General features: G+C 72.3%; 19 protein-coding genes. 12 read left to right on the plus strand and 7 right to left on the minus strand.

Annotation, left to right across the window (positions count from 1 at the left end):
* Positions 1-140 precede the first annotated feature (140 nt).
* The 4 genes from AC1C2W_RS15075 to AC1C2W_RS15090 all read left to right on the plus strand — a co-directional run bounded on the left by AC1C2W_RS15075 (position 141) and on the right by AC1C2W_RS15090 (position 3,285).
* The gene (locus AC1C2W_RS15075; protein ID WP_495390076.1) at positions 141-605 is read left to right on the plus strand and encodes an NfeD C-terminal domain-containing protein; all 465 of its coding nucleotides are present in this window, start codon (positions 141-143) and stop codon (positions 603-605) included.
* 55 nt (positions 606-660) lie between these two features.
* Positions 661-2,178, plus strand: a complete 1,518-nt coding sequence (locus AC1C2W_RS15080) for a flotillin family protein (RefSeq protein ID WP_495390077.1) — start codon at positions 661-663, stop codon at positions 2,176-2,178.
* An 85-nt stretch (positions 2,179-2,263) separates the two neighbouring features.
* Positions 2,264-2,944 (plus strand): DsbA family oxidoreductase, encoded by a 681-nt coding sequence (locus tag AC1C2W_RS15085; RefSeq protein WP_495390078.1) that lies wholly within the window; start codon positions 2,264-2,266, stop codon positions 2,942-2,944.
* 155 nt (positions 2,945-3,099) lie between these two features.
* Positions 3,100-3,285 (plus strand): hypothetical protein, encoded by a 186-nt coding sequence (locus AC1C2W_RS15090; RefSeq protein WP_495390079.1) that lies wholly within the window; start codon positions 3,100-3,102, stop codon positions 3,283-3,285.
* A gap of 72 nt (positions 3,286-3,357) precedes the next feature.
* Here the strand turns inward: AC1C2W_RS15090 and AC1C2W_RS15095 are convergent, their stop codons facing one another.
* The gene (locus AC1C2W_RS15095; protein ID WP_495390080.1) at positions 3,358-4,281 is read right to left on the minus strand and encodes a DNA-3-methyladenine glycosylase family protein; all 924 of its coding nucleotides are present in this window, start codon (positions 4,279-4,281) and stop codon (positions 3,358-3,360) included.
* A gap of 10 nt (positions 4,282-4,291) precedes the next feature.
* The gene (locus AC1C2W_RS15100; RefSeq protein WP_495390081.1) at positions 4,292-4,900 is read right to left on the minus strand and encodes a ribonuclease H family protein; all 609 of its coding nucleotides are present in this window, start codon (positions 4,898-4,900) and stop codon (positions 4,292-4,294) included.
* Between the two features lie 283 nt (positions 4,901-5,183).
* Between AC1C2W_RS15100 and AC1C2W_RS15105 the strand changes: the two genes are divergently transcribed.
* Together AC1C2W_RS15105 and AC1C2W_RS15110 are read left to right on the plus strand one after the other, a co-directional pair.
* Positions 5,184-6,368 carry a VIT1/CCC1 transporter family protein gene (locus tag AC1C2W_RS15105; RefSeq protein WP_495390082.1) on the plus strand — a complete coding sequence of 395 codons (1,185 nt, stop codon included), beginning with the start codon at positions 5,184-5,186 and terminating at the stop codon, positions 6,366-6,368.
* 30 nt (positions 6,369-6,398) lie between these two features.
* Positions 6,399-7,736, plus strand: a complete 1,338-nt coding sequence (locus AC1C2W_RS15110) for an MFS transporter (protein ID WP_495413542.1) — start codon at positions 6,399-6,401, stop codon at positions 7,734-7,736.
* 89 nt (positions 7,737-7,825) lie between these two features.
* Here AC1C2W_RS15110 and AC1C2W_RS15115 read toward each other — a convergent pair whose 3' ends face one another.
* Positions 7,826-9,106, minus strand: coding sequence for an MFS transporter (locus AC1C2W_RS15115; RefSeq protein WP_495390084.1), 1,281 nt, complete (start codon positions 9,104-9,106; stop codon positions 7,826-7,828).
* A gap of 58 nt (positions 9,107-9,164) precedes the next feature.
* Here AC1C2W_RS15115 and AC1C2W_RS15120 point away from each other — a divergent pair, with 58 nt between their 5' ends.
* Both AC1C2W_RS15120 and AC1C2W_RS15125 read left to right on the plus strand, forming a co-directional pair.
* Complete coding sequence (locus AC1C2W_RS15120; protein WP_495390085.1) at positions 9,165-9,494, plus strand: GNAT family N-acetyltransferase; 330 nt, start codon at positions 9,165-9,167, stop codon at positions 9,492-9,494.
* A complete protein-coding gene (locus AC1C2W_RS15125; protein ID WP_495413543.1) occupies positions 9,491-10,489 on the plus strand; it encodes a GmrSD restriction endonuclease domain-containing protein in 999 nt (332 codons plus the stop codon). Before AC1C2W_RS15120 ends, AC1C2W_RS15125 begins: the two co-directional genes overlap by 4 nt.
* Positions 10,490-10,564: 75 nt before the next feature.
* On the opposite strand, the gene pgm is transcribed toward AC1C2W_RS15125, so the two are convergent.
* Positions 10,565-12,262 (minus strand): phosphoglucomutase (alpha-D-glucose-1,6-bisphosphate-dependent), encoded by a 1,698-nt coding sequence (pgm, locus tag AC1C2W_RS15130; RefSeq protein ID WP_495413544.1) that lies wholly within the window; start codon positions 12,260-12,262, stop codon positions 10,565-10,567.
* 261 nt (positions 12,263-12,523) lie between these two features.
* Here pgm and AC1C2W_RS15135 point away from each other — a divergent pair, with 261 nt between their 5' ends.
* Entirely contained in the window at positions 12,524-13,744 is a 1,221-nt protein-coding gene (locus tag AC1C2W_RS15135) for a calcineurin-like phosphoesterase C-terminal domain-containing protein (protein WP_495413545.1), read from the plus strand.
* A gap of 377 nt (positions 13,745-14,121) precedes the next feature.
* On the opposite strand, the gene AC1C2W_RS15140 is transcribed toward AC1C2W_RS15135, so the two are convergent.
* The gene (locus tag AC1C2W_RS15140) at positions 14,122-15,483 is read right to left on the minus strand and encodes a M20 family metallopeptidase (RefSeq protein WP_495413546.1); all 1,362 of its coding nucleotides are present in this window, start codon (positions 15,481-15,483) and stop codon (positions 14,122-14,124) included.
* Positions 15,484-15,592: 109 nt separating this feature from the next.
* Here AC1C2W_RS15140 and AC1C2W_RS15145 point away from each other — a divergent pair, with 109 nt between their 5' ends.
* Together AC1C2W_RS15145 and AC1C2W_RS15150 are read left to right on the plus strand one after the other, a co-directional pair.
* Positions 15,593-17,161, plus strand: a complete 1,569-nt coding sequence (locus tag AC1C2W_RS15145; protein WP_495413547.1) for an AbgT family transporter — start codon at positions 15,593-15,595, stop codon at positions 17,159-17,161.
* A gap of 118 nt (positions 17,162-17,279) precedes the next feature.
* On the plus strand, positions 17,280-18,524 hold the full coding sequence (locus AC1C2W_RS15150; RefSeq protein ID WP_495413548.1) for an SGNH/GDSL hydrolase family protein: 1,245 nt from the start codon (positions 17,280-17,282) through the stop codon (positions 18,522-18,524).
* A gap of 68 nt (positions 18,525-18,592) precedes the next feature.
* Here the strand turns inward: AC1C2W_RS15150 and AC1C2W_RS15155 are convergent, their stop codons facing one another.
* The gene (locus tag AC1C2W_RS15155; RefSeq protein WP_495413549.1) at positions 18,593-20,269 is read right to left on the minus strand and encodes a glycoside hydrolase family 10-like protein; all 1,677 of its coding nucleotides are present in this window, start codon (positions 20,267-20,269) and stop codon (positions 18,593-18,595) included.
* Positions 20,270-20,472: 203 nt separating this feature from the next.
* On the opposite strand from AC1C2W_RS15155, the gene AC1C2W_RS15160 reads away from it, so the two are divergent.
* The gene (locus tag AC1C2W_RS15160) at positions 20,473-21,444 is read left to right on the plus strand and encodes an SH3 domain-containing protein (protein ID WP_495390095.1); all 972 of its coding nucleotides are present in this window, start codon (positions 20,473-20,475) and stop codon (positions 21,442-21,444) included.
* A gap of 10 nt (positions 21,445-21,454) precedes the next feature.
* On the opposite strand, the gene AC1C2W_RS15165 is transcribed toward AC1C2W_RS15160, so the two are convergent.
* Positions 21,455-22,240 carry an SDR family oxidoreductase gene (locus AC1C2W_RS15165; RefSeq protein WP_495413550.1) on the minus strand — a complete coding sequence of 262 codons (786 nt, stop codon included), beginning with the start codon at positions 22,238-22,240 and terminating at the stop codon, positions 21,455-21,457.
* Positions 22,241-22,269: the final 29 nt, after the last annotated feature.

The raw sequence follows: 22,269 nt of genomic DNA on the forward strand, positions 1-22,269 counted from the left end.
GGGGCACGTCGAAGAGCTGCGGGGCATCTCGAAGGGCTGTGGACGGCGTGTCCAGGGCGTTCCCAGAGTTCGCTAGACTGTGCCGGTCGTCACACGACCATCACATCTTCATCACTCGCGACACCACCCGGGGAGACCGCGTGCTCGTCTTCGTCCTCATCGGCGCGGCAGGGATGGTCCTGCTGCTCGTCTCGCTCCTCGTGGGCGACCTGGTCGACCTCGGGGACGGGGCGCTGTCGGGGACGTCCATCGGCGTGGGGGCGGTGGTGTTCGGCGCGGTCGGCACGATCGTCGTCGCCAACGGTCTCGACGTCTGGATCGCCTACGTGGCGTCCGCGGCGCTGGGGGTGCTGGCCATCCTTCTCGCGCAAGTGCTGGTGCACCGGCTGGCGTCGAGCGACGATGGCGTCGCCGTCTCGCTGGTCGGGGCACACGGCACCGCGATGACGGACCTGACGCCGACGTCGGGCGAGGTCTCCATCGACGTCCCCAGCGAGCTCGAGCGCCGGCTCGCCCGGTCGGACGAGCCGATCGCGGCGGGCTCGCGCGTCGTCGTCCTCGAGCACTCCGGCTCCACCGTGCGGGTCGGGTTGCACACCCGCTGACGCACGCACCCTCCCCTCCCAGCTGGAAGGAGTCGCGCCCTCGGCGCGCACCACCATGTCTACCAACGACCCCACGTTCATCACCACGATCGCGGTCGCGGCGCTCGTCGTCGCGCTGCTCGCCGTCGGCGCCTTCGTCGCCCAGCGCATCCGCCGGGTCCCGCCCAACCAGGCGCTCGTCATCGTCGGCCGCGGGGCCGGTCGTACGGCATCCGCCGGGCAGAGCCAGCGGGTCGTCATCGGCGGCCGCACGTTCGTCTGGCCGATCCTGCAGCAGGGCTTCGCGATCTCCCTCGAGCAGCGCCAGATCGGCATCACGGTCGAGGGTGTGGACAAGAACCGCATCAAGATCGCGATCAAGGCGTCGATCAACTTCAAGGTCCGCGGGGACGACGAGGGCGTGCGCCGCGCCGCCCAGCGCTTCCTGTCCCAGCAGGAGATGCTCACCGAGATCATCAAGGAGTCCCTCGAGGGCTCGCTGCGCTCCATCGTCGGTGACATGACGATCGAGCAGATCATCTCGGACCGCAAGGGCCTGTCCGACCGCGTCGTCGAGTCGACCAAGACCGACCTGTCCGAGCAGGGCCTGCAGGTCGACCTGCTCAACATCTCCGACATCTCCACCCCGGGATCGGAATACCTGGCGAACCTCGGCCGCGCCGAGGGCGCCCGCGCGCTCCAGGTCGCGGAGGTCTCCGAGGCGGAGGCCCGCCGGGTGTCGGAGTTCGCCGTCATCGAGGCGGCCGAGCAGATCGCCGAGCGGCAGAAGGCGCTCGACCTGAAGAAGGCGGTCATCAAGGCCGACACGGACCGCGCCAACGCCCAGGCCGACGCCTCCGGTCAGCTCGCCCGGGCCGAGCAGGACCGCCTCGTGGCGCAGCAGGAGCGTGAGGCGCTGGCCGAGAAGGCCCGCGTCACGCAGGAGCGCCTGGACATCGAGGTCCGCAAGCCGGCCGAGGCGCAGGCGTACGCGGAGGTCCAGGAGGCCACGGCTCGTCGTGACGCGGCGAACGCCGCCACGGAGGCCGAGGCCTTCAAGCGGACCACGATCGCGGAGGCGAACAAGACGGCCGCCATCCAGGACGCCGAGGCGTCGGCCACCGCCGTCCGCCGTGCGGGCGAGGCCGAGCGTGACCGGCAGATCGCCCTCGCCGCCGGTGTCAAGGCGGAGGGCGAGGCCAAGGCGTTCGCCGTCGAGGCCGAGGGCCGCGCCGAGGCCGTCGCCACGGACGCCAAGGCCGAGGCGCTCAAGAAGTACGGCGAGGCGGCGCTCGTGCAGGAGCTCATCGAGCGCCTGCCCGAGATCGTCCGGGCCGCCGCGGAGCCGATCGGCTCGATCCAGGGCATGACGGTGATCTCGACCGACGGCGCGTCGTCGGTGACGAAGTCGGTCGCGTCCGTGCTCGGCGAGGGGCAGGGCGTCATCAAGCAGCTCACCGGGGTGGACATCCACGAGCTCATCGCGGGCATCGCCGGCTCCCAGCTGACGCCCGCAAGCCCGGCCGCAAGGTCGGCCGCAGGGTCGGGCACGAAGCCCGCCGAGAGCGCGAACGGTGCGGTACCGCTGAACTGACGCTGACCTGACGCGATCGGGCCGTGCGACGCACGCCACGCCCCGCCCCGGGAATCGAGACCCGGGGCGGGGCGTTCGCCTTGTCGTGACTCCTCTGAAAACGGCTCCTCTCAAGATCGACGTCTGGTCCGACGTCGCGTGCCCCTGGTGCTACATCGGCAAGCGCCGGTTCGAGTCCGCGCTGGAGCGGATCGCCGAGCGCGACGGGGCGGCGCCGGAGGTGGAGATCGAATACCACTCGTTCGAGCTCTCCCCCGACACGCCCGTGGACTTCGAGGGCTCGGCCACCGAGTTCCTCGCCGAGCACAAGGGCATCCCGCTGGAGACCGCCCAGCAGATGCAGGACCAGGTGACCCAGCTCGCAGCGACCGAGGGCCTCACCTACCGCATGGACCAGGTGAAGCACACCAAGACGCTCAAGGCGCACGAGCTGCTGCACATCGCCAAGGCCTTCGGCAAGCAGTCGGAGATGAAGGAGCGCCTGCTGCGCGCGTACTTCACGGAGGGCGAGCACGTGGGCCACGTCGAGGAGCTCGCCGACCTCGCCGCGGAGGTCGGCCTCGAGCGCGAGGCGGTCGTCATCGCCCTCAATGCCGGCACGTTCGCCGAGGCGGTCGAGGACGACATCGCGCGCGCCCGGGCGTATGGCATCAACGGCGTCCCGTTCTTCGTGCTCGACGGGCGGTACGGCGTCTCGGGTGCGCAGGACCCGGACGTCTTCGTCCAGGTGCTCGACCAGGTCCGGGCCGAGGGTGATGCCGCCTGACGCGGCCCAACGAGGCGCATCTCACAACGCCACGCCTGGCAGTGAGACGCGGTATCACTCAGAATCGAAGCCTCGTCCCGCACCGTCGCGGGCAACGTCGCGGGGGGGTCGAACAGGCTCGAGCCCCGCGGCCGTGAGGCCCTTGGAGGAGGATCATGTTTGACGCCACCGCGAGCTCGTCCCACTCGATCGCCAACCCGCGCCGCACCACGTTGATGTCCGTCAGCGCCGCGGAGGCCGCGGCCCCGCATCATGACACCCCCGGCGGCGAACGCCCGCTGCAGCTTCTCGGCGACGACGGCGCCGTCTGCGTCGACGGCGTGTGCGCCCTGCCCGAGTGACGCCGGTCGAGCCCGAGTGACGCCGGTCGAGCTTGTCGAGACCAGGTTTCGACAAGCTCAACCACAGGTCGCTCAGAACGCGCGGTAGTCCGCGATCGACAGGCGCGGCCCTCGGCGCGGCGCCTGTGCCCGGCGCTCGAGGAACAGCAGGCGCACCACCCGGTGCCGGTGCGGCGCGTAGGGCGCGAGGAGTCGCAGCATCCCCTCGTCGTCGGTGCGCTCGCCCGTCAGGGCCCAGCCGACGGCGCCGGCGAGGTGGAAGTCGCCCACCGACACGGCGTCGGCGTCGCCGAACGCGCGCTGTGCCACCTCGGCCGACGTCCACACACCCACCCCGGCCACCTTCTCGAGCCGTGCCCGCGCCTCGGCGCCGGCCAGCGTGCCGGCCTGCTCGAGGCGGGCGGCCACCTGGGCGCTCCGCACGATCGTGCGTGCGCGGCGGGGGTCGACGCCCGCGCGGTGCCAGTCCCACGTCGGGACGGCGGCCCAGCCCCGGGCGGTGGGAACCACGCGCAACCCGTCGGGCGCAGGGCCTGGAGCGGGCGTGCCGTGCCGCAGGACGAGCCACCGCCACGCGCGGTGCGCCGTCACGACCTGCACCTTCTGCTCGAGGATCGCCGGCACCAGCGCCTCCAGCACGCGGCCGCTGCGGCACATCCGCAGGCCGGCCGCCCGCCGCACGGCGTCGCGCGCCTGCAGGGGCGGCGTGAACCCGGTCGTGTCGTCGGCCTCGCCGAGCAGGTGCGGCAGGTCGTCGGCCACCTCCCGGGCGCCCGGCCCCCAGTGCTGCGCGACGACGGTCCGGTCGCTCGTGGGGACGAGCCGCTGGGTGACGGGGCCGGACCGTACGAGGGTCGTGCGCCAGACCGTGCCGTCGGGGGTGCGGTGGAACGTCGGGTCGTACGCGCCGTGCCGCAGCGGGGTGAGCGTCAGGCCGAGGTCGACCGGGCGGTCGGAGGTGTGCTCGACGACGATCTGGGCGTCGAGGCTGTTCAAAAGGTCGGCGCTAGTCAAAGAGGGTTCCGAGCTCCCAGCCGGTGTCGGCTCGGGCACCCACCGGCTCGGCATCGCGGGGCGGCCTCGCGGCCGGGCGCTCCGCGTCCTTGGGGCCGCCGTCGTCCCGCGCCGGGCCCTCCGAGGCGGCGTCGTCCATCACGAGCAACTCGTCGACGCGGCCGCGGCCCGCGGCCCACTCCTGTGCCGCGAGGCCGGCGAGCTGGTCGGCCCGCTCGTTGAACGGGTTGCCCACGTGACCGCGCACCCAGCGGAACCGGACCGGGCCCTCGCGGCCGGTGATCGCGAGGTCGATCGCCTGGATCAGCTCCAGGTTCTTCACGGGGCCGCCGGAGGCCGTGCGCCAGCCCTTGCGCTTCCACCCGTGGATCCACTCCGACGCGCAGCGGATCGCGTACTGGGAGTCCGACTCGATGAAGAGCGGCTCTGCCCCCGGGTGCGCCTCGATCGCGCGCTGCAGGGCGGTGAGCTCCGCGACCTGGTTGGTTCCGGACGCGGCGCCGCCGGAGTCGAACCGGCCGCCGTCGTGGGCGATCCACGCCCAGCCGATCGCGCCTCCGGGGTTGCGGAGGCACGAGCCGTCGGTGCTGACAATGATCACGCCGGAGTCCCCCAGTGTCCGAGCCCTGGTGTCCTGCTCCTGGTTGATGTTCCTGTTGCTGGCTTGCCGCTCCTGTTCACCCACGAGGTCACCCACGAGGCCGCCCACGAGCGACGCTCGGGCAGACCCCGGGCGCCGCCCCTATTGTGCCCCGTGCCGGTGACACTCGGGTGCGTGTCCACACGGCGGGTGCGGACATCCGAAAAACGTGGCGCGAAGCCCCGGAAGCGGGCGCGGCTCCGGCCGGAACCCACGGCCGCGCCGCAGCGGCGATCATGACGGCATGGATGACGGCACGGCTGGTGGCAGCGCTGCGCGCGACGCGACGACGGCGCACCCTCACGACGGACCGGCCCGCCGGCCCGCGGACGTGCGCCGGTGGCGCCGCTACCTCGCCGACGAGCGGGCCGAGGCGGCGACCTATCGCGACCTCGCCCGGCGCCGGACCGGCGAGGAGCGCGCGATCCTGCTCGCCCTCGCCGACGCCGAGCGGCGGCACGAGCAGCACTGGCTCGACCTGCTGGGTGACGACGTCGGGCACCCGCTGCGCGGGGACCTGCGGACCCGCATGCTCGGCCTCCTCGCGCGCCGGTTCGGCGGCGTCTTCGTGCTCGCCCTCGCGCAACGGGCCGAGGCCCGCTCGACGTACGACCGCGAAGAGTTCGCGACCGCCACCATGGCGGCCGACGAGCAGATCCACGGCGAGGTGGTGCGGGCCCTCGCGACCCGGGGCCGCAACCGGATGTCCGGCACGTTCCGCGCCGCCGTCTTCGGCGCCAACGACGGCCTCGTCTCCAACCTCGCCCTCGTGCTCGGTATCGGGGCGTCCGGGGTCTCGTCGCAGACCGTGCTGCTCACCGGCGTGGCGGGCCTGCTCGCCGGGGCCCTGTCCATGGGGGCGGGGGAATTCGTCTCGGTGCGGTCACAGCGGGAGCTGCTCGAGGCGTCCACGCCGGACCCGAAGAGCGCGACCGTCCTGCCGCACCTCGACGTCGACTCCAACGAGCTGGCCCTCGTCTACCGGGCGCGCGGGATGTCGCCGGACGAGGCGCAGGGGCGGGCCGACCACGTGCTGGCGGGCCTGGCCGCGACGGGGACGCTCGCGCCCGAGGTGCTGGACCACGACGCCGACGTCGAGACAGCCTCCCCTGAGTCGGCCGAGTCGTCGGAGCAAGCGGACCTCGAGACCCACGGCACGGCCTGGGGGGCCGCGATCTCGAGCTTCTGCTTCTTCGCGTCGGGCGCGCTGATCCCCGTGCTGCCGTACCTGCTCGGGCTCACGGGTGGCCAGGCGGTCCTCGTGGCGTGCGTCCTGGTCGGCGTGTCGCTGTTGGTCACGGGCGCGATCACCGGCCTGCTGTCGGGCACGTCGCCCTGGACGCGGGCGCTGCGACAGGTCGCCATCGGCCTGGGCGCGGCCGGCGTCACGTACCTGCTCGGCCTTGCGTTCGGCACGACGGTCGCCTGATCCCGCGGCACACGCCTACGGTGGGGCACCGTGCCCCGCCTGATCGCCGACCTCACGCCGCTCCGGGTCTCCCCGGCGTTCCGGCGGCTGTGGTGGGGGCTCGGCGTGTCGAACATCGGCACGCAGATCACGGTCGTCGCAGTCGGGCTGCAGGTGTATTCGCTGACCGGCTCGACGCTCGCGGTGGGCACGCTCGGCATCGCGGCGCTCGTGCCGCTGGTGGCCCTCGGCCTGTACGGCGGGGCGCTGGTGGACCACTACGACCGGCGCACCGTCTCGCTCCTCGCGTCGTCGGTGCTGTGGCTGGTGACGGCGGGCATCGCCGCGCAGGCCTGGCTCGACGTCGGCTCGGTGAACCTGCTGTACGCGCTGGTGGCGGTGCAGTCCGCTGCCTTCGCCATCAACAACCCGGCGCGTTCGTCGATCGTGCCGCGCCTGCTCGAGCCGCAGCTCATGCCGGCGGCCAACGCGCTGCAGACGCTGTCGATGAACATCGCGCTCACCGGGGGACCGCTCATCGGAGCGACGCTCGTGGGCTGGGGCGGCTACGGCATCGCGTACTCGTTCGACGCGCTGCTGTTCGCCGCCGCCCTGTGGGCGGTCTGGCGGCTGCCGCCGGTCCCGCCCGAACCGACGGCCGGCGAGGTCGGCGGCGAGGTCGGCGGCGAGGTCACCGGCGAGGCCGACGCCGTCCCCGCCCGTCGCCGCGTCGGGTTGAGCTCGGTGCTCGACGGGCTGCGTTATCTCGCCACGCGACCCAACGTGCGCACCACGTTCCTGGTCGACCTCGCGGCGATGGTCCTCGCCTTCCCGCGCGTGCTGTGGCCGGCCGCGGGCGCGCTCTACCTGGGCGGCGGGGAGACGACGACGGGCGTGCTGGCGGCCGGGTTCGCCATCGGCGGCATCCTGGCGAGCGTGTTCTCCGGCGCCCTGGTGCGCGTGCGCTGGCAGGGCCGGATCATCGTCTGGGCGATCACGTCGTGGGGCTTGTGCATCACCGCGTTCGGCGCCGTGCTCGTCGCGGTGGGCCCGGGCGCCCCGGACGGCGTGCTGTGGGGCGCCGTCGTGCTCGCCGGCGTCGCGCTCCTCCTGGCCGGCGGCTCCGACGCGATCTCGTCCGTCTTCCGGCAGTCCATCCTGCAGACCGCCACCCCCGACCACATGCGCGGCCGCCTGCAGGGCGTCTTCATCGTGGTGGTCGCGGGCGGCCCTCGGCTCGGCGAGATGGTGCTCGGCAGCGAGGCCACGTGGTTCGGCGAGGGGTGGGCCGCGGTGGTCGGCGGCCTCGCGTGCATCGCCGTCCTCTGGCTCGTCGTCCGGCTCCAGCCGCGGTTCTGGCGCTACGACGCCCACCACCCGGAGCCCTGACCTCGCTGGTTGAGCTTGCGCTGCCCTGAGCCTGTCGAAGGGTCGAACCCTTGGTTTCGACCCTTCGACAGGCTCAGGGCAGCGCAAGCTCAACCGGCGGGGGCGTACGGCTGCCGTCGTCGCATGCCCGGCAGCGCCGCCAGCGCGAGGAGCGCGCACAGCCAGCCGCCCGACATCGTGACGAGAAAACCGGAATGCGAACTGGCGGTGTCCACCGCGACACCGGCGAGCCACGACCCGAGCGAGACCCCCACGCCCAGCGACGTGCCCACCCAGGTGAGACCCTCGGTGAGCTGGTGCGGCGCCACGAGGGCCTGCACCAGGGCGTTGCCGTTGATGAGCGTGGGCGCGATGGCGAACCCGGCCACGAACATCACCGCGGCCAGCACCACGAGGTTCTGCACGAAGAAGAACAGCGAGACCCCGACGGCGATGCCGCACGCGGTGATCGTGAAGCGGGTCGAGAGCGGTGTCAGCCAGTGCCGCGCGCCGTACGCCAGCCCCGAGACCATCGAGCCGAGGGCGAAGCAGCCGAGCACCAGGCCTGCCAGCCCCTTGACCCCCTGTTCCTCGGCGAACGCCACGGTCGCGACGTCGCTCGAGCCGAACATCACGCCCATGCCGACGAAGACCACGGCGAGCACCGGCATCCCCGGCATCCGGATCGCCGATCGGCCCTCGGCGTCCTGCGGCGCCCCGCCCTCATGAAGCCCAGTGGCGCGAGGCCGAGCGGGCGGCTCCGTGCCCCGCTGCGTGAGGAACCAGGCCGCGCCGGCGCCGCCCACGACCGCCGCCACCAGCAGGCCGCCCGCCGGGGCGACCGTCGTCGCGAGGGTCGTGGCCACCACGGGGCCCACGATGAAGACCAGCTCGTCGAGCGCCGACTCGAGGGAGTAGGCCGTATGCACCCGCCGCGGCTCGGGGAGGATGTACGACCACCGTGCCCGCGCGAGCGACCCGTACGAGCCCTGGCTCGCGCCACCCACCGCGGCGCACACCCACAACATCCACTCGGGGGCGCCCAGCACCGCCGCCGCCGCCAGCCCTAACAGGCCGACCGTCGTCGCCACCAGCATGGGGGTCATCACCCTGGACTGGCCGGCGCGGTCCACCAGCCGCGCGATCTGCGGCGCCACCAGCGCCTGCGCCACCACGAGGACGGCGGAGACGCGGCCCGCCATCGCGTACGAGCCGTACAGGCCCTGCACCATCAGCACGGTGCCGATGCCGACCATCGACATCGGGAGCCGGGCGATCACACCGGCCACGGAGAACCGGGCGGCGCCGGGCTCGCGCAGGACGTCGAGGTACGGATTGCGGGCCCGGGTCACCGGCGCCGCGTCGGGGACCTCGGGAGTGGGCACTGTCACCGGCGGATTCTCCCACCGGGTGGCGACAGATGTCGGCGGCGGCGGCCAGGATGTCCCCATGAGCGACGACACCCCCGACCCCCGGCCCACCTCACCGTCCGTCACGGTCGTCGACGACCGCGACGAGCAGGTGTTCGTCGCCCGGCTCGACGACGGCAGCACCGCCGGCGGCGCGTACTACGAGCGGTCGGGGAGCGTCGTCACCTTCCTGCACACGGAGGTGGACCCCGCCCTCGAGGGGCAGGGGATCGGTGCGCAGCTCGCGCGCGGCGCGCTGGACCAGGTGCGCGCGGCGGGGGAGAAGATCGTCCCGCTGTGCCCGTTCATCAAGGCTTACGTGCAGCGGCACCCGGAGTACGCCGACCTGCTCGCGCACTCCGCCCGGTGAGGGCCCCGTCCTCCACCCGGCGCGGCGGGCTCGCCGCCCTGGGTGTCGCTGTCGCGCTGCTCGCCGGTGCGTGTGCGGGTGGGGTCGAGCCGGGTGGGACGGATCTCGGCGGCGAGGTCGCCGACGATGCTGCGCCCGCCACGTCCGCTCCGGCTGTCTCCGAGCCCGAGCCGTCCGAGCCCGAGCCGTCCGAGCCCGAGCCGTCCGAGCCCGCTGAGGTCGGTTCTGCGCTCGCGGCCCTCGACGAGCTGCCGATCAAGGGCCGCGCGCCGAAGACGGGGTACGAGCGCGAGCAGTTCGGGCCGGCCTGGGCGGACGTCGACCGCAACGGCTGCGACACGCGCAACGACATCCTGGCCCGCGACCTGACCCGCACCACGACGGACCCCGACACCCATGACTGCCTCGTGCTGACCGGCGTGCTCGCCGACCCGTACATCGCGACGACGATCGACTTCCAGCGCGGGCAGGAGACGTCGACGGCGGTGCAGATCGACCACCTCGTCGCGCTGTCGGACGCGTGGCAGAAGGGCGCGCAGCAGCTCGACGCCGAGTCGCGGCGGCAGCTCGCCAACGACCCGCTGAACCTGCTCGCCGTCGACGGCCCGGCGAACTCCGGCAAGGGGGACGGCGACGCCGCCACGTGGCTGCCGCCGAACAAGGTGTTCCGCTGCCAGTACGTGGCACGGCAGGTGGCCGTGAAGCAGGCGTACGAGCTGTGGGTCACGCAGGCGGAGTACGACGCCGTCGCCCGCGTGCTCGCCGGGTGCCCCGACGAGCCGCTGCCCACCGGCGGCCTCGCCCCGCACGTCGACGCGACCGGGACGGCGCCGGAGCCTGACGAGCAGAACGCTGACGACCAGTCCTCTGACGAGCGGGAGCCGTTCGCGAACTGCGGCGAGGCGCACGAGGCCGGGGCCGCCCCGGTGCACCGCGGCGACCCCGGCTACTCCTCACGTCTCGACCGGGACGGCGACGGAGTGGGTTGTGAGTAGCGCCGGGTGCGAGTGAATCAAGCGGGGAGCGCCACCGCGTCGTCGCTGACGGCGCCGACGCCCCTGCGTCGCGGATCAGGATTCACGCAGCGCGCCGTCCACCAGGGTCTTCGCCTCGGCCTGGACCTCGGCAAGGTGGTCGGCGGACACGAACGACTCGGCGTAGATCTTGTACACGTCCTCGGTGCCGGACGGGCGGGCGGCGAACCACGCGTCGTCGGTCGTGACCTTGAGGCCGCCGATCTTCGCGCCGTTGCCGGGCGCCTCGGTGAGCGTGGCGGTGATGTCCTGCCCGGCTAGGGTCGTCGAGGTGACCTGGTCGGGGGAGAGCGCGGCGAGCTTCCCCTTCTGCTCGCGCGACGCGGGTGCGTCCACGCGGGCGTACCAGGACTCGCCGTGGCGGGCCACGAGGTCGGCGTGGTGCTCGGACGGTGAGCGCCCGGTGGTCGCGAGGATCTCCGAGGCGAGCAGCGCGAGCAGCAGGCCGTCCTTGTCGGTGGACCACACGCGGCCGTCGCGGCGCAGGAACGACGCTCCCGCGGACTCCTCGCCGCCGAACCCGATCTCGCCCGTGAGCAGGCCGGGCACGAACCACTTGAAGCCCACCGGCACCTCGACGAGGCGGCGGCCGAGGCCGTCCGCGACCCGGTCGATCAGCGCCGAGGAGACGAGCGTCTTGCCGATCGCGGCTCCATCCGGCCAGCCGGGACGTGCCCCGCCGTACAGGTACTCGATCGCGACCGCGAGGTAGTGGTTCGGGTTCATCAGGCCGGCGTCGGGCGTGACGATGCCGTGCCGGTCGGAGTCCGCGTCGTTGCCGGTCGCGATGTCGAACGGCGCCGCCCCGCCGGCTGAGCCTGTCGACACCATGCGCTCCACCAGCGACGCCATCGCGTACGGCGAGCTGCAGTCCATGCGGATCTTGCCGTCCCAGTCGAGCGTCATGAACGCCCAGCGCGGGTCGACCTGCGGGTTCACCACGGTGAGGTCCAGGCCGAACCGCTCGCCGATCGCCCCCCAGTACTCCACCGACGCACCGCCCAGCGGGTCGGCGCCGATGCGTACGCCCGCGGCGCGGATCGCCTCGACGTCGATGACGTTCGGCAGGTCGTCGATGTAGGTGGTGAGGAAGTCGTGCTTGTGGGTGGTCTCTGCGGACAGGGCGTCCTCGAGGGAGACGCGGCGCACCGAGGCGAGGCCGCCGGCGCGCAGGATCTCGTTGGCGCGGTCGGCGATCCAGCCGGTGGCCTCCGACCCGGCGGGCCCGCCGTGCGGCGGGTTGTACTTGAATCCGCCGTCGCGCGGCGGGTTGTGCGACGGCGTGACGACGATGCCGTCGGCCATGCCCGGGCCGTGGGTGCGCACCCCGTCCTCGGTGGCGGCGCCGTTGTGGATGAGGATCGACTGCGACACCGCGGGCGTGGGCGTGAACGAGTCGCGCGCGTCGACCATCACGGTGACGCCCGCCGCGGCGAGCACCTCCAGCGCCGTCTGCCACGCGGGCAGCGACAGCGCGTGCGTGTCCCGACCGATGAACAGCGGGCCGTCCGTGCCCTGCGACGAGCGGTACTCGACGATCGCCTGCGTGATCGCGGCGATGTGCGCCTCGTTGAACGCGGTGTCCAGGCTGGACCCGCGGTGGCCCGACGTGCCGAACACCACCTGCTGGGCCGGGTCGTCCGCGTCCGGCGTGAGGTCGTAGTACGCCCCCACCACCGTGTCGACGTCGATGAGGTCGATGTCCTGGGCCGGCTTCCCCGCGCGCTCGTGCATAGGTCGATACTGCCAGTCCGCACCCCCGGGTGTCCGCCCGCCCGGGGGCGATAACGAGGATCGTGGCGGGGCGCAAACGCTGGCACCCACGTCGCGCGAGGTTTCGCTGAGAGTTCGCCGGGCTCCCCCTGACGTTCCGCTGCCCGGCGTCTCGACGTCACCGGACGGTTGCCTTGGCTCACTAGCGTCGTCGTCGGCATGCCGGAGCGCCCCGACGAGGGCGTGTACTCGATCCGCTCTCCCAGACCCCGGAGGACGTACATGAACCCCCGCAGCACACGTCTGACCTGCGCCGTCGCAGGGCTCGCCCCGCTCCTCGGGCTGGTCCAGGACAAGCGCGAGAGGGGCATCGCCGGCGTCACGGTCTCCAACGGCCGCGACGTGGTCACCACGGACGGCAAGGGCCGCTTCAGCATCCCGGCGTTCGACAACATGACCGTCTTCGTCACCCAGCCCGCGGGCTACCAGGTGCCCGTGGACGAGCAGAAGGTCGCGCAGTTCAGCTACAACCACCTGCCTGAGGGATCGCCGGAGCTGCAGTACGGCGGCATCCCGGTCACCGGGCCGCTGCCGGAGGCGGTCAACTTCCCGCTCGCGAAGGACAAGGCCACGGCGAAGGCGGCGCAGAGCTGCCCGATCGCGGCGGACACCCAGACGTACGACCTCACCCAGGTGGGCTACGCCCGGGACGGCGCCGTGGCGGACCTCATGGCCCGCGACGACTACGCGAGCTGCGGCATCCTGCTGCTCGGCGACAACGTGGGCGACGACCTGAGCCTCTACCCGGCGCTCAAGGACATCTACGCCGCCGCCAACGTGCCGGTCCGCATGGCGCCCGGCAATCACGACATGGACTACGACGCGGCGGACGACTCCCACGCCCTCGACACCTTCCGCCAGGAGGTGGGCCCGGGCTACTTCTCGTACGACGTCGGCCAGGCACACGCCGTCGTGCTGGACAACATCACCGACAAGGGCCAGGCCGCCGGCGGCTACGCCGAGGCGATCGACGACCAGCAGCTGGAGTGGCTCGAGAACGACCTCGCCGAGGTGCCGAAGGGCAAGCTCGTCGTCGTCGCGGCGCACGCGCCGGTCGTCGACCACCGGGACGTCATCACCGAGAACGCCCCCGCGCTGTACGAGACCCTCGAGCACACCCAGCTCGTGGCCGGCGCCGTGTCGGGCGACTGGTACTCCGGCGGACTCGACGAGAAGGGCCTGCCCTTCGCGTACATGGCCGACGGCGCGCGACCGGGCGTCCTCACGCTGGAGCTCGACGGCATCCAGTTCTCCGAGCGCTACACGGTCCGCGGCGAGCCCGACGACCTGCAGCTCGCGCTCGGCGTGAACACGCCGCACTGGCGCGACTGGGCCGGCCAGGCCCTGGCGTGGCGCGACGGCGGCAAGCAGGGCGACGCGCCGGTGCTCGGCGACCAGCACCTGGTCAGCGCCGAGGCCCTCGCGGGTGACAGCTGGCGGTAACGCCACCCGGTCGAACGCCCACCTGTGGCGCGCCTGCCGGATCCGGCCGACCTCGACGAGGGCACCACGCCGCGACGGTGACGGCCACCGACAACCGGGCCGGGAGTTCCCCGAGACCGTCCGGTTCACCGTGGCCGACGAGCGGCCCGCCGCGCAGCCGAACCTGCTGCGTGACGGCGGCACCCGGCAGCCCGAGCTCGTCGGGCCCGCCGACCGGGGGAGGACGCCGCGCGCTGACCCGTTCCGTTCGCTGGTCGAGCCTGTCGAAACCTGGTCCGTGGGTTTCGACAGGCTCAACCAGCGAAGCGGGTTTCGACAGGCTCAACCAGCGAAGCGGGTTTCGACAGGCTCAACCAGCGAAGCGGGTTTCGACAGGCTCAACCAGCGAAGTAGCGGGGCACGTCGAGCGGGCCGCCCTGGGCGGCGAACTCGTCGTGCACGGCCGCGCGCAGGGCGTCGTCGGTGAGGTACTCGAGGGCGGTGAGGGCCAGCCCGCACGCGCTGTCGACGGCGGCGGAGACGGCGGCGGGCCCGGCGGCGGCGTCGGCGAACTCCGCGGTGTGCAGCGCCACCTCCGGGCCCGAGACCTGCACCAGCGGGTGCATCCCCGGCACGCGGAACGAGACGTTGCCGAAGTCGGTGGACGCGGCGAGGCTCTCGGAGACGACGCCGGCCGGCAGCGGGTCGCGCCCCCGCCGGCGCTGCGCCGCCACCCAGCGCTCGGTGAGCGCGGCGTTGGTGCGCACCGGCAGGCTCGGCAGCGCGCCGTCGTCCCAGGCGATCTCTACCTCGGTGCCGGTCATGAGCGCCGCGCCGCGGGCGATGTCGTCGAGCCGCTCCGACAGGTCGCGCAGGGTGTCCGGGTACTTCGAGCGGGCGTACAGCCTCATGACCGCGCGCTCGGTGATGATGCTGGGCCGGGTGCCGCCCTCGGCGACCGTCGCGTGCACGCGGTCCACGGGCGGCATCTGCTGCCGCAGCAGGCCGATGCCCTGGTAGGCGAGGTTCGCCGCGTCCAGCGCGTTGCGACCCATGAACGGCTGCGCCGACGCGTGCGCCGCCCGGCCCGTGAACGTCCACGTGAGGAGCCGGCGGCCGAGCCACACCTGCTCGGCGACGTCCTGCCCGTACGGGTGCACCATGATCGCCGCGTCGACGTCGTCGAACGCCCCCGCACGCGCCAGCACCTCCTTGCCGGAGTGCCCCTCCTCGGCCGGGGTGCCGAGCAGCACGACCCGGCCGACCGGTGCCGGGCGTGAAGAACTGCCCTCGGACGTCATGACGCCCTGCAGCGCGAGGAACGCGCCCACCCCGGCGGCGGCGATGACGTTGTGGCCGCAGGCGTGCCCGATGACGGGCAGCGCGTCGTACTCCGCGCAGATCGCGATCGTGGGCCCGTCGGTGCCGCCGCCTGCACTCTCGGAAGAGCCGAGCTCCGCCCGGAAGGCCGTCGGGACGCCGTGCGCGCCGAGCTCTGCCTCGATCCCGTGCCGGGCGAGCACCTCGACCAGGGCGGCGGCGCTGCGGTGCTCCTCGAACGCGGGCTCCGGGTCAGAGTGCAGCCGCTCGATGATCTCGCGCAGCTCGGGCTCGAGCGCCTCCGCGGCGTGCTCGACGGCGGCGGTCACGGTCTCGTCCAGGGGTGACGGGGCGGCGGCGGGAGGCATCGTCGCGCGCCGCTTCGTCTCGGTCTCCTCGAAGAGGTGGTCGAGGTAGGCGGTGCTGGGTCGGGTACTCATGTCAGGCATCGTAGGGAGGCGGGACCCGCCGCGCGGACGAACGGCGCGAATCTCACGATACGGACGAAACTCTCGCATCGTGTGATCCGGACCACTAACGTCGCCTCGCGTGACCAGCACCGTCGACGCACGATCCCGCACCGACCGGTTCCTCGCCGGCGTCGAGCGGGTCGGCAACAAGCTCCCCGAGCCCTTCACCCTGTTCCTCATCCTCTTCGGCGTCATCGCCGTCGCGTCGACCGGCATGGCGCTCGCCGGGGTGACGGTGCAGATGCCCGGCAGCGACGAGGTCGTCGAGGTCAAGGGCCTGTTCACCGCCGAAGGGCTCACGTGGCTGACCGAGAACCTCGGCGCCAACTTCCTCGGGTTCCCGCCGCTGGTCACGGTGCTGCCGATCCTCATGGCGGTGGGGGTGGCGGAGAAGTCCGGGCTGCTCGGGGCCGCCGTGCGCTACGCCTTCGGCTCCGCCCCGCGGTGGGCGCTGGCCTACGCCGTCGGCTTCGTCGGCGTGATGGGCAGCATCATGGCCGACACCGCCTTCATCATCATCCCGCCGCTGGCCGCGATGGTCTTCCGGGCCGCCGGCCGGCACCCCGTCGCGGGCCTGCTCGGCGGGTTCGCCGCGGCGGGCGCCGGCTACTCCACGAACATCCTGGTGACCAGCCTCGACGCCCTGTTCGCGGGCATCACCAGCTCGGTCGCGCAGATCCTGCCGAACCCGGGCGACCCGGTGAACCCGCTGTCCAACTGGTTCTTCAACTCGGTCTCCTCGATCGTCCTGGCGCTGCTCGCGGGCTTCCTCATCGACAAGGTGCTCGAGCCGCGCATCCGGCGCCAGGGCGTGCCCCTGGAGCAGGTCGCCACCGACGGCGAAGACCCGCTCGCGAACGCGACCGCAGCCACCACGGACGACGAGCGCCGCGGCCTGCGCCACGCCCTGCTGATGGCGCTGGGTGTCGCCGCCGTGATGATCGCCGCCTTGCTCGTGCCCGGGTCGCCGTGGCGCAACGAGGACGGCGGGTTCCTGCCCGAGTCGCCGCTGCTCAGCTCGATCGTGTTCATCGTCTTCACGCTGTTCCTGATCCCGGCGATCGTCTACGGGCGCACGGTCGGCACGGTGCGCCGGATCGAGGACGTCCCGGTGATGTTCGGCCGGGCGCTCAAGGACATGATCGGCTTCGTCGTCCTGGCGTTCGTGCTCGGCCAGTTCATCGCGCTGTTCAACTGGTCCGGCGTGGGGCAGTGGATCGCGGTGTCCGGGGCGTCGGCGCTCGAGTCGATCGGGCTCACCGGCTACGGCGCGATCCTCGGCTTCCTCGTCGTCGCGTCGCTGCTCAACCTGTTCATCATCTCGGGCTCGGCCCTGTGGACCCTCATGGCCGCCGTCTTCGTCCCGATGTTCGCCCTGATCGGCTACGAGCCCGGCTTCGTGCAGGCCGCGTTCCGCGTGGGCGACTCGGCGACGCAGATCATCACCCCGCTCAACCCGTACATGATCGTGCTGCTCACGTACCTGCGGCGATGGGAGCCGCAGGCGGGGCTCGGCACCGTGATGGCGCGGCTGCTGCCGTTCACCGTCTGCTTCTGGCTGGTGTGGGCGGCGATCCTGACGGTGTTCTTCTTCCTCGACCTGCCCGTCGGCCCGGGCAACGGAATCTTCCACTCCTCCGTTGGTTGAGCTCGGTGTCGTCCTTCGACAGGCTCAGGACGACGCAAGCTCAACCAACGGTTGCGCGAAGCCACAGTCCGGGCGACGGTTGCTGCGTCATCCCGAAGAACCGGACCAGGAGTCAACGATGCCTCAGACCGGAACCGCCGTTCGTCGCACCCTCACCATCCTCCTCGCGGCGTCCACCGCCGTCGTGGGGGTGTCGGCCGCCGCGCCGACGGCCAGCGCCAGCCCGGCCTCCGACCATCGGTCGGGGTCGAGGACCGATCAGGTCGTGACCTGGGGCGCCAGCGCCGACCGTGTCGCGGGGACCCTCGCGGACCAGACCGTGCGGAACGTCGTGCACACCAGCATCGGCGGGCGAGGCGTCCGCATCGAGCTCTCGAACGCGTTCGGCACGGCGCCCGTCACGTTCGACTCCGTGTACGTCGGGCTCCAGCGCTCGGGTGCCGAGGTCGTGCCCGGGAGCAACCGCGAGGTGGAGTTCTCCGGCGCCTCGAGCATCACCGTCCCGCCCGGGGCGCAGGTGCTGAGCGACCCGGTGGGCTGGAAGGTCCCCGCCGACGCCAACCTGGCCGTGAGCGTGCACGCCGAGGGCGAGCAGGCGGCGCTCACCGGCCACAACCTCGCCATGCAGACGAACTACGTCTCGGAGGCGGGGGACGTCGCCGCCGACGAGGGCGGGGACGCGTTCACCCGGACCGAGGAGCACTGGTACTGGGTGAGCGGGGTCGTCGTGGACGCGCCCGAGCGCGTGGACACGCTCGCGCTGCTCGGCGACTCGATCACGGACGGCCACAGCTCCACGGTCGGCGCGAACCACCGCTGGCCGGACCGTCTGGCGGACCGCCTCGCGGACGCTCCCGGTCCCCAGCGGTTCGGTGTCATGAACCAGGGGATCTCGGGCAACCGCGTGCTCGTGGACAGCGCCGGGGTCAGCGCGCAGGCGCGGTTCGACCGCGACGTGCTGGCCAAGCCGGACGTCGCGACCGTCGTCGTGCTCGAAGGCATCAACGACATCGGCAACGGCGACGCCACGTCGGCCGACCAGCTGGTCGCCGCGTACCGGCAGCTCATCGCCCGGGCCCACGCGGCGGACGTCTGCATCGTGGGCGCCACCCTCACCCCGTTCGAGGGCGCCTCCTACTACGACGAGGACAAGGAGGAGATCCGCGCCGAGGTCAACGAGTGGACCCGCACCAGCGGGGAGTACGACGCCGTCATCGACTTCGACGCCGCCACCCGCGACCCCGAGAACCCGCGCAGCCTCCTCGAGGGCTACGACGTCGGGGACAACCTGCACCCCAACGACGCCGGGTACGACGCGATGGCCGACGCCGTCGACCTCCGCGCGCTCGACTGCGACCGCTGACCGCCGACCGCTGGTTGAGCTCGTCGAAACCCGGTTTCGACGAGCTCAACCAGCGGGTTTCGACAGGCTCAGCCAGCGACGGTCCGTGTCCGGCTGGGGCGGGACTCGTTCCAGAGGCGGTCGAGCGCCGTCACGACGTAGGTGTAGCGCTCGCCGCGTGCGGCCGTGGTGTCGGTGAAGTCCTGCAGCACCCGCCCGTCCGAGCGCACCGTGGCGAGCAGCTGTGTGGCGTCGTCGACGTCGACCCGGCCGCCCTTCCCGGCGGCGCGGTAGATCGCGAACGACGTCGCACGGCGGCGGTGCGGGGCGGCGTCCACCCAGTGCAGCTCGACGCCGCCCCGGTCGCGGTGGGCGTGCGTGAGCACCGGCTGCTGCACCCGGGTGCCCGGCAGGCGGGGCATGGTCGGGACCAGGGCGGGGTGCGCGTAGTGGTCGGCGCGCACCTGCGACATCGAGCCCAGCGGGTCCTGCGGCACGTGCACCGCCGAGAAGTACACGTTGCCGTGCACCGGCGTGCCCTGGGCCGTGACCTCGGCGCAGTACGTGAGGTGGTTCGTCATCTCCGCGGGGTCCGTGAACACACCCGAGGTCACCTTGTACAGCGCCTCGCCGATGTACAGGTGCGTGCCGGACTGTGCGGCGAGGTCGGCCCACCACGGGACGAGCTTGAGGTAGTCGGCGACGGCGAGCCCGAACTGCCAGTAGATCTGCGGGTTGATGTAGTCGAGCCAACCCTCGAGCACCCACCGGCGCGTGTCGGCGAACTGGTTGTCGTAGGACTGCGAGCCGGCGGTGTCCGAGCCGTTCGGGTCGGTCGAGGCGTTGCGCCAGATGCCGAACGGGCTGATGCCGAACTTGACCCAGCCCTTGAGGTCCTTGATCCGCACGGAGATCTCGCGCACGAACTCGTCGACGTTGTGCCGCCGCCACTCCTCGATCGTCGCGAAGCCGCCGCCGTGCTCGGCGTACGTGGCGGCGTCGGGCAGCGGCTGGCCGGCCACCGGGTAGGGGTAGAAGTAGTCGTCGAAGTGCACACCGTCGAGGTCGTAGTGCTCCACGCTGTGCAGGATGGCGCGGTAGATGTGCTCGCGCGCCTCGGGCAGGCCGGGGTCGAAGTAGAGCTTGCCGCCGTACGGCCACACCCAGTCCGGGTGCTGCCGGGCCGGGTGCTCGGGGATCAGCTGCGCCGGGTCGGTCTGCATCGACACCCGGTACGGGTTGTACCAGGCGTGCAGCTCGAGGTTGCGGGCGTGGGTCTCCGCCACGATGAAGCCCAGCGGGTCGAAGCCCGGGTCGCCGCCCTGGGTGCCCGTGAGGTACTGCGACCACGGTTCGTACGGGCTGGGCCAGAAGGCGTCCGCCGTGGGGCGTACCTGCACGAAGACGGCGTTGAGGTTCATGCCGGCCGCCACGTCCAGCCAGTGCCGGTACTCGGCCTTGAGCTCGTCGGAGCTCAGGCCGGTGCGCGAGGGCCAGTCGATGTTGACGACGGACGAGATCCACATCGCGCGCAGCTCTCGCTTGCGGGCGGCGGGGAGGTCGGTGGGCTGCTCGGTGGTACGCGAGGCGGCCGAACCGGCCAGGGACGACGCGCCGGCGGGCGTCATCGAGCCGACGGTCACCGACAGCGCCGAGCCGGCGAGGCCGGCCGTGGCGAGCGTGAGGAAGCGGCGTCGGTCGACGGCGTGGGCGGCGACGGTGCCGTCGCCGGCCGGCGTGAGGTGGGGAGCGGACGAGTGCGTCATTGCAGGCCTCCGGTGGTCGGGAATCCCTTGTGTCACGGGGCGCGCCCCGCGACACGCAAAAGAGTTTCACAGTTGCACCCTGACGGGAAGGTTCACGTCATCCGGCAGGAGGGTTCCGCTCCCGGGTGCGTCCTGGACAACCCGTGCTTACCGTGCGTCTGGGCAAGGGTGCCCGAGGGACGCTGACGCTGAGGGGAACGGCTGTGCGCACTCTGCGACGCATCATCACGACCGGCTTCACGATGGGGATCGCCACCGCGGTGGCGCTGAGCACGGGGGTCGTGGGTGCCGGTGCCGCGTCGGCCGCCGTCCGGCCGCTTCCCGACAAGTCCTACGGGCTCTCGTCGTACTACGGGCCCCGGTGCATGCCGATCAAGGCGGCGTCCGCCTCTCATCTCGGGCAGGACATGGGCGCCAAGAAGGGCACCAAGATCAAGTCCGTGGCCCCGGGCACGGTGATCAAGGCCGGGTCGGCGCCCGGCTTCGGCCAGGTGGTGGTGATCCGGTCCAACGCCAACGGTGGCAAGGTCTTCGCCGTCTACGGGCACGTGATCGACGGCGACAAATACGTGAAGAAGGGCAAGTACGTCAAGCGCGGGCAGCGCATCGCCGACGTCGGCACCTCCGGCACCTCGACCGCCCCGCACCTGCACCTGGAGATCTGGAAGGGCGCGTACAAGGGGTCGGGCAAGACCACCGACCCGCTGCCCTGGATGAAGAACCACGGCGCGTCCCTCACCGCGGGCGCCGCGTGGGCGTACAAGCGCACCGTGCCGAAGTCGTGCACCTACTACACGACCACGAAGGTCAACCTGCGGTCCGGGCCGGGCACGAACTACCGCGTGGTGCGCGAGGTTCGGGTCAACCGGGTGATGACGGCCAAGCCGGGCGCCAGCTCGGGCGTGTGGCGCAAGGTGACGCGGGACGGCACCACCGGCTGGATGCACTCGTCCTACGTCTCGCCGACGCTGACCTCTCTCGGCACGCGGTACGTGGAGGTCAACGGGCTGCGCCTGCGCTCCAAGCCGAGCACGAGCGGCAAGGTCCTGACCTCGATGAACCGGGGCAAGGCCGTGAAGAAGATCTGGGAGCCCTCGAAGGGATGGGTCAAGATCTCCGTGAACGGCAAGGTGGGCTACGTCGCGGCGAAGTACCTCAATACGAAGAAGCAGTGACCAGCGCCGATCAGGCGTTGCGCGCGACGGCGTGCGGGTCGGTCGCGTTGAGGTGCGCGAGGGTCGCGTCGTACGCGCCCGACGTCTCGGCGAACCGGAGGAGCTTCACGCGCTCGACGAGGATCTCGTGGGCGTCGGGCTGCGTGGCGAGCAGGTCGACCACCTCGTCCGCGAAATCGTCGAGCGGCAGGGCGATCGGGTTCTCCTCGTGGCCCGGCATGAGCGCCGTGCGGACCGACGGCGGCACGATCTCGATCACCTGCACGCCCACCGGTTCGAGCTGCAGCCGGATGCCCTCGCTGAGCCGGTGTATCGCGGCCTTGGTCGCGTTGTAGGTGGGCGTCACCGCGAGCGGCACGTGCGCCAGGCCCGAGGAGACGGTGACGAACGCGGCGCTCGTACCTGCGGCCCGCCGGGTCCGCAGTTGCGGCAGGAAGGCGGCGGCGAGGCGGATCGGGCCGAGCAGGTTCGTGACCACGGTCCGCTCGGCCGTGGCGAGGAAGTCCGGCGACGTCCAGTCCTCGACCTGCATGATGCCGGCCATCGCGACGACGGCGTCGAGATCCGGGTGCCGCTCGAGGACCTCGCGGCTGGCGGCGGCGATGCTGTCCGGGTCGGCGGTGTCGATGCGGACGGCATCGATGCCGGGGTGGGCCGCGACGATCTCGTCGAGCAGGGCCGTGCGCCGGCCGCCCACGATCACGGCGGCGCCGCGGGCCTGGAGGCGGAGCGCGAGGGCGAGCCCGATGCCGCTGGTCGCGCCGGGGATGAAGACGGTGCTGCGGGTGATGTCCATGCCGTCCACCCTGCGTCGCCGGGGTGGCG

This window comes from Isoptericola sp. Y581 (genome assembly GCF_059445475.1).